Source organism: Proteus sp. fly-1013 (assembly GCF_040140245.1).
Taxonomy (GTDB): domain Bacteria; phylum Pseudomonadota; class Gammaproteobacteria; order Enterobacterales; family Enterobacteriaceae; genus Proteus; species Proteus mirabilis_B.
Map to the genome: position 1 here is coordinate 133,361 of NZ_JBEEWD010000001.1, position 8,373 is coordinate 141,733.

At 32.2% G+C, this 8,373-nt stretch carries 5 protein-coding genes; 4 read left to right on the top strand and 1 reads right to left on the bottom strand.

Annotated elements, in window-relative coordinates; all coding sequences use genetic code 11:
- The first annotated feature begins 1 nt into the window (after position 1).
- The 3 genes from ABN236_RS00620 (at position 2) to ABN236_RS00630 (ending at position 6,915) form a co-directional block, all read left to right on the top strand.
- Positions 2-5,311: a DUF637 domain-containing protein gene (locus tag ABN236_RS00620; RefSeq protein WP_349473154.1), complete on the top strand. Its 5,310-nt coding sequence runs from the start codon at positions 2-4 to the stop codon at positions 5,309-5,311.
- Positions 5,311-5,817 carry a contact-dependent growth inhibition system immunity protein gene (locus ABN236_RS00625; protein WP_036938372.1) on the top strand — a complete coding sequence of 169 codons (507 nt, stop codon included), beginning with the start codon at positions 5,311-5,313 and terminating at the stop codon, positions 5,815-5,817. The genes ABN236_RS00620 and ABN236_RS00625 overlap by 1 nt, the downstream gene beginning before the upstream one ends.
- Positions 5,818-6,408: 591 nt before the next feature.
- Positions 6,409-6,915 (top strand): contact-dependent growth inhibition system immunity protein, encoded by a 507-nt coding sequence (locus ABN236_RS00630; RefSeq protein WP_349473410.1) that lies wholly within the window; start codon positions 6,409-6,411, stop codon positions 6,913-6,915.
- 145 nt (positions 6,916-7,060) lie between these two features.
- On the opposite strand, the gene modE is transcribed toward ABN236_RS00630, so the two are convergent.
- Positions 7,061-7,852, bottom strand: coding sequence for a molybdenum-dependent transcriptional regulator (modE, locus tag ABN236_RS00635; protein ID WP_087803643.1), 792 nt, complete (start codon positions 7,850-7,852; stop codon positions 7,061-7,063).
- Between the two features lie 159 nt (positions 7,853-8,011).
- Here modE and ABN236_RS00640 point away from each other — a divergent pair, with 159 nt between their 5' ends.
- Positions 8,012-8,155, top strand: coding sequence for an AcrZ family multidrug efflux pump-associated protein (locus ABN236_RS00640; protein ID WP_088493390.1), 144 nt, complete (start codon positions 8,012-8,014; stop codon positions 8,153-8,155).
- The last annotated feature ends 218 nt before the right edge of the window (positions 8,156-8,373 follow it).

Genomic DNA, 8,373 nt, shown 5'->3' on the forward strand with positions numbered 1-8,373 from the left:
TATGTGTGAAAAGGATATTTCTTGGAAACAACGTTTAATAAGTTATAGCATCGCTTATGTAATTGCTATTTATCCATTACATCCAGCTTGGAGCTCAGCAATTACACCCTCCGATAAAACGATTAAAGTCAATCAGCAAAATACTGTTCCTATTATTAATATTTCAACACCTAATAATCTTGGTATTTCTCATAATAAGTTTCATTCGTTCAATGTTAGCAAGCAAGGTGTTGTAATTAATAATGCGACAACTTCTGTTAATACACAATTAGCCAAACAAGTGAATGCCAATACTAATTTAAAAGGAAGTGCTGCTCATTTAATTATTAATGAAGTGGTGGGAAATGGGCGCTCACAATTACAAGGAAAATTGGAAGTTGCAGGAGAACAAGCGAAAGTTGTTATTGCTAATCCAAATGGTATTACGTGTGATGGTTGTTCGTTTATAAATACCCCAGCAATTACGCTCACAACAGGAAAACCTCTTTTTAATCCTCAAGGCGCCTATTCGGCAATAGAAGTGAAAAAAGGCGGTGTTGTTATTGGCACGCAAGGTATAGATCTCCAAGCTCAGGATTATGCCGACATTATCAGCCGTAGTATTGAGTTAAATGGAAAAATTAACGCTAAAAACCTTTCTTTAATGCAAGGAAATAACCGTATCGATTTTGATAAAGGTACAGTAAATAGCATTAATGGTGAAGGTGTTAAACCCATACTTTCTATTGATACTAAAGCGCTAGGTGGAATGTATGCCAATCAAATCCGTCTAGTCAGTACAGAAAAAGGTATTGGTGTTAATTTAAGTAATATTCAGACAAATCAAAACAGTGTGAATATAACTGTTGATGGAAAAATTACCTTTAATGGCAATATTCAATCTGAACAAGATATTAATGTTAGTAGTAAAGAACTACAAATTAATAGTAATACAAAGTTAAAAGCAAAAAGAGATATTACTTTAGCAACTAATACGCTGATTAATCATAGTGAAGTTATCTCAGAGAAAGATATGCGTTTATTTGCAGATAAACTCACTAACAAAGGTGAAAAGGCACTTATTCAAGCGAAAGATAATTTATGGATACAGAGAAATGCGCAGGGTGATCCAAGCACTTTAATTGAAAATCAATCAGCCACGATAAAAACAGAAAAGGGTGACTTGATTATTCGAACTAAGAAATTAGTTAATGAATCTATAACACCTTTATTTAAAGAGATAAAACAAGAGCCTGATTCTAAACTCTCTATAAATATCGGTAATCACCTCCTCCTTCCATCTAGAAGTCCTACTGATGATTTTCTTTTAGTTATTGTATTTCCTGAGTTAAAAAATTTCTCTTATAAAAAATGGTTTGATATTTTAGATTTAAAAAATAATGGAGGAGTTAATGTAGAATGTTCATATTTTGAAAAAAGTAATAAATATGTTCCAAGTATTATTTCTTCAGGAAATAATTTATATATACAATCTAATGATTTTATTAATAACCAATCTAGAATTATTGCAGATAATAATTTAATTGCAACAGGAAGTAGCGCAAGATTATATTATTATCGTTCTGCATATCTTAATAAATGGGATCATTATTATAATGATAATGCTCATTTTTATTATCGGGATGATATAATAAAATATAAGCTTGATGAAGCTAAGTTTAATAAGGTAAGTCATTTTATTCCTTTTGTGAAAACGGGTAGCCATTATGAATTTTCTGTAAATGATGTCTCTGATTATATAATAAAAGCAGGTAATAATTTAGTATTAGATTTTAAAAATAGTATAGATTTAGAGCGTAAACTTCCATTTACAGAAAAAGAAATAAAAAAATTCAGAGGGTTATCTGATTTTGAAAATACTATATTAGCTAAAAATATATTATTAAATGCTAATAATGTGAATGTTTCTTTAAATTTAACAGCAAACGATTCTTTATCTATTATTGCTGATAAAAATATAAATATAAACAATTCAAAATTACTAGCTGATGAAAATATAAGTTTGACAGCAATAGATACTATACAATTTGAGAATATAGATGCAACAGCAAAATATTTTTCTGCTATAACTAAAAAGGGAGATATTAGTCATTTATTTAATCCTACCACCTTTTATACTCTAAAAGGTATTAAATCACCATATATTAATATTTCTGAAAAAATAAATTTTAATTCTGGAAAGAATATTTATATTTCAAATGTAATAATTAATAAATCCAACGAATTAAATTTATCTTCTCTAGAAGATATTAAAATAAATCGTGATGAATCTTTTCTTTTTAATTTAGTACCATTTATTAGAGATAGTGGATATATTCCAGCATTTTTAATTAATATGGGGTTTTGGGAAAGTAATAATATAGCTTTTACTTCAGGTAAAGATATTATTAGTCAAGGAATAAAATATCACAGCGATAAAGCTATAACCTTTAATGCAGGACAGGATATTTTCCTTGCCTCAAAATCAATAAAAGAAGCCGATCCTTTCTTTAGTGATATTTATTATCCTCAATTACAATCTAAATTATTTTCAGACAATAACCTTATCTTAAATGCAGCGCGTGATATTGATTTAAGTTCAACAGTATTAAATTCAAAAGATAAAGTCATTGTATTAGCTGGTAGGAATATAAAACTGGGTGCAAATGCTTATTCTGCCATCAAAGATCCCCACGAAGATGCTCAAGATATTCAGTATAGCACAGCGGCTATTACAGGAAATAAAGGCATTTCTATTGCGTCATCAGGTGCGTTAATAACAGAAGGAAGCTCACTCAAATCAGATGGTGACATTACGATATCCAGTGGTGGTAATATTCAATTGGGATCAGTAAAAACACATTTTCGTAAAGAGTCGGGCTCTAAGTTAGAAGAAATTCACAAACAAGTCAGTACTGAAATTAATAGTGGCAATAATTTAACTCTATTATCTGAAGGCAGTATTTTATTTCAGGCATCAAATTTGACTGCCAATAAAAAGATAGATATTGCAGCTAAAGGTGGATTTCTTTACGCACAAGCGATGGAAGAATCGAGTTATTACGAAGAAGAGAATAAAAAATGTAATCGATGGACTTTATGTATTACCAAAAAGAAATACACGAAAAAACGTCATAATACAAATAATAAAGTTACCGAGTTTATCGCTAATGGCGATATTAATTTATTTGCTAAAGATGATATTACCTTAGAAGCGAGCAAACTAGAAACAGCGAAGAATGCAAAATTAACCAGTAAAACAGGAAAAGTTAATTTTAAAGCAGTTAAAAATACAGCATTTAAGCAAGTTATTACTAATTCAAAAGATATTTATATTACTCAGCGCAATCAGGGATATATAAAAGAGAGTTGGGCATTACCGACACTTTATATTGGTGGAAAACTGACTATTGATGCGCCTAAAGGAATATCTGCTGATATTAAAGCTCAAAAAGGACAATCACTAGAACAAGCATTAACAGTTTTAGGTAACACTCCAGAATATGCATGGCTTAAAGATCTTCAACACCATCAAAACGTCAATTGGAATTTAGTTAAAGATACCTATTCTGATTGGGATGATGAAACAAAACAATTAAATCCTGTTGTTGGTGCGGTTATCGCTATTGCAGTGGGAGTTGCCACTTACGGTACAGCAACCGCGGCAACTATTGGTGGAATGGCAAGTAAAGCAACCATTGCTGCGGGTGCTTCAGCAAGCGTGGCTTCAACAGCATCGGTTGCAGCACAAGCAGGTTTTGCCTCTTTAGTTTCGCAAGCGGCGGTCTCTTTAGCTGAAAACCAAGGCAACATCTCTAAAACACTTGAATCACTGGGGCGTAGCGACACGGTCAAGTCTGTGGTGACGAGTATGGTGGTTGCAGGGGCACTTCAGGGTCTTGACCAATTTATGGGTTGGGATCAGGCAATCCAAGGTGGAACATTACCTTCAACAGGCAAGTTACTTGCGACCGATAGCGCAACATGGAATCAAGTTGCACAACGCGTTGCCTCGCATTCAGTCGTCAGTTCAACATTGGGCACTGCCATTCAAGGTGGCAGTTTTATTGATAATTTTAAAACGGCGCTATTAAGCAATATTGGTAGTCAGCTTCATGCCGAAGGCGCCAATTTAATTGGTGATAATGGCGCGGTATTAGGGCATGCAGGAAAGGTTTTAAGCCATGCAACATTATCTGGTTTATCTGCCCAAATTAGTGGAGGAAATATTAATGGTGCAGTTATAGGTAGCTTAGCTGCTGAAATTGCTGCTATTTCATTGGGTGATAACACTATTAAGGCTGAGGAATGGCAGAGAAAATCAGAATCACAAGCGCAATTTGTTAGATTATTTGGTGGTATTGCCGGTGGTGTTTTTACTGGTGAGCCAGGTGGTGTATATAGTGGTGCTAGTTCAGCTGAGAATATATTCCGTTTCAACCATTTATTTCATGATATTTCGATGGATTTCGATCGAGAAATACATAAATGTGGGTCTAATGCTGAATGCCTATCAAAGATAATCGACAAATATACAGTTTTTAGCAATGAAAATAGTTTAAAACTAGATGTTGAATTAAATACTAATCCGTTAGCAGTTATAGAGATCAAGAAAAAAAGAATTGAAAATGCACTTGAATTAACTAAAAGACCATATTGGGCTAGCTATCTTGGTGCTGATACAATGCAAACTGAGATAGCTAAACAATATGTTCAATATTGGAATTCGCAAGATTTAGATAAAATAGATGTAAACACTCCTTCTTGGTTAAAGTTTTCATCGTGGATCTCAGAGCCAGATAACCAGTTTTTTCTTGTTAGTGCTGGTTTTTTAGTTAAAGAATTAAGCGATTTTGCTATTAGATATTTTGGTAGAAATTCAGCAAGTAAAACAATTTCTGCTTCTGAAATTGGTATGAAATGGTCTTCTGGGGGAGGAAATATAAATACACAAGGAATGTCATGGGAAAACTCTATTGCGAAAAGCTTACCTGTTCACACTAGATTGCCAAAAAATTTTAAAACATTTGATTTTTATATTGCTAAAGATAAAGTAGCAATAAGTGCAAAAAGCCTAGATACTCAAACGATGAGTAAACTTAATCGACCAAAACAAATTTATAATACAATTAAAAGTAATATAGATGATGCTGCAAAATTTGAAGGTTATAGATTGTCAGGAGTTAATTTACATTCAGAAATGATAGCAAAACGAGAAATTTGGCTTGCTGTACCACAATCGACAACAAAGGCCCAATGGATTGAAATTAATCGTGCGGTAGCTTATGGAGAAAGTATGAATATTGAAGTAAAAATAACGCAGGTAAAATGATGACGTTTATTAACGATAATGAGTATTGTGCTTTGATAGTAATGACAGATAAATTTTTTTGCTTAAATACGGAATCTGGCTATGGGCTAATGACACTCGATCCTAATTTTTCATCAATTATACTTTCTTTAACATGTTCAAATAAGGAGCTTGGCGAAAGTTTAATTAAAGTTTTAGAGAATAGTCGAACTCAGCTCAAAGATGAGGAATATGACAAACTCTTTAAAAAGGAAAATATAAAAAAAAACTGGGATTCATGGCTAGAATTATTACAGTATAAATATAACTATCGCTCAAAACGTCAACTTTTAGCTAATATGCTAAATTGTTCTGTTTATCTTTCTAATAACAAAATATTAATTTCACCTTCTCACCATTCAAGTCTTGAAGGATGGGAAGGAATAGGGGCATCCCATAAGGTTATTTTATCGCTAGATAGCTCATCTGATGAGATAGGTTTGGGTATTCGGCTTGCATTTAGTCGGTGTACTACGAAGAGATTTTAACTTAATGAAAGTGAGTATTTTTGTATAATTGAAATATAATATATATGTGAATTATTAGGCAATAAATAATTAAATGTTTTTAATTTGATTTTTAATTGAATTGATAGGGGTTTTTCTTTTTTGAGTTTTTAATGAATTATATGAGTACCGCCCAGTAGGGTATGAAGGAGAAAATAAAATTGGTGATTATTTTCGTTTTATTGTCCCTAGTATTTATGCTTCGATTGAAGATATTCCTGAAGATTTAAGAAAATATGTTGTAGTCTCTGATAATATTGATTTTACTAAAGATAGATTACTCGATAATAATAAGATTAATGATTATTTTACTCGTATGTATTCAAAATAATTTTAGTTACTAAATTTTAATGAGAAAATTATTTAATCCAAAAACTATTGCTTAATATGACAATTAGGTGATAGTTTTTTATTTAACGATAATTATCTAAGTTGTTTATAAAAAGGGAAGTAAAGATGATTATAAACTACTGAATGACAGGAATTAATCAATGGAAAATAATTAGCTATTCAATTAAAAATGCATCTTCAAAGAATATTAGGTTTAATATTACTGTAATTGAGGAATGGTTAATGATTATATCGAAGGGCTATAATTTATATGCAGATATTTACTTTAATTATGATTACTATATTATAGTAACTATCTCGGGGTGCTATATCCACTTTATGGATTTGAAAAATGGATATAACGTTTTATCTAAGAATATCACTGATGATAAGTTAGGTCATTATTCAAAAATTTCTTTAAGTAATAGTAGAAAAATAGAAAGTAACTCACAAGAATTTAATGAGATATATAATAATAAAAAATCTTATTCAGAGTGGGTGAAAAAAATAATTAAAGAATATAGTTATAAAAATAAAACAGCTCTATTTGAAAATATGAACTTATGTGGTTTAAGCTTTATAGGTAATGAAATTATTATTAAGCCTCAAAACCATTTACGTATGGATCATTGGGTTGGTGAAGGAATACCTGATAGTGCAATTATTACGTTAAAAAGCAATTGTAGTGATGAGGTTTTAGGTGCCTCAATAAAAGAGGCATTTACGCGTTGTGTTAGTCGAAAAGTTTAAATGGATATTAAAATCATCTCATATCAACCAAGTGTAAGGTAACTTTTTATAATTTTATCAATTAAAAACCATCACTTAATATTATTGTTAAAATAATAACTAAGTGATGGTTTTATTTTTTATTTAAAAGTAATCATATTAATGATTAACACAGTGTTGCGACAATCACCTGATCAGCATTAAATAAAGCCGTTACGCTGTCATTAATATGTAGTTTTTGCTCTTTAACATGCTGATTAGAACATGTGGCACAAACTTCTTGCCCACCTTCTAATGTCACCACTAATTCGCTGTTTTCACTACCCGTCTCAATTTGAGTGAGTGTGCCTGAAAGCGCATTGTCATATTGCTGTGTTAAAGAAGTTCCTTTTTCAATATTGACCCAAGGTGCCTTAATTAAAATCAGTACTTCTTTACCTTTTTTAAGCCCTAGGCGATCAGCGCTTTTCTCTGTTAAAGCAGCACGAATGATCGTTTTTCTATCTGCAAGTTGCACATTAACATGTTGTTGAACTTGCAGGTTGTCACGCTCAATAATCGTACCAAAAAATTGGTTTCTAGCACTGGTCTGTAATGAAAAACGAGAAATAGCGGCTAAAAGACTATCCAGAGGGAGTGAATCATCTTTCAATACATCAAAGGCTTTTTGCTGAATTTGACCGAGCAGATCGTAAAGTTGAAGTAAGCGCTCACAATAATGTGTGAGAGTTGCTCCACCGCCACCTTTACCACCTGTTGCTCTATCAACAAGAAGTTCGTCTGCGAGTTGATTCATTTCATTAATGGCATCCCAAGCACTTTTATAACTAATGCCCGCCATTTTTGCCCCTTGGCTAATTGAACCCGTCGCTTTGATTTGTTTTAACAACGCAACGCGGCGAGGATCGGCAAAGAGCTTATCTTGAAGTTTAAGAGTTAATAATATTTCTGCTTGCATAATGATAGGCTTCTTCTTTTTTTGTGTGTTTATCGCATTTTTTGTGCCGACACAAAGCGATAATTCTCTAGAATATATACATCTATAGCGTTATTATTCGTCATTCGTGAAGAAATGCCAACTCTGGCTTTCCGAATATACCATGATAAAGAGGTTATCATGCTTGAATTATTGAAAAGTTTAGGGTTTGCTCTCTTGATGGTACCTGTTGTAATGGTACTGATTATGGGCATCATTTATGGTTTAGGTGAAATATTTAACTTGATTTCACCAAGTCAGCCAAAAGCAGACAAAAAATCATAATTTCTCCCTCCCTGATTTAGAACAGCCCTTTATTTTGTAGAGGGCTGTTTTTTTATACTCATCATACTCGTCATACTTCAAGCCACAGCGTTGTTGACTGCGTTCATTCGCACTAGTCACATACTTGTGTATGCTCCTAGTGACTCATTCACTTGTCGCCTAGCTGTGACTTGAATTATTTAGAGTATCGACTTGTTATGGATTGATTAATAAATTTT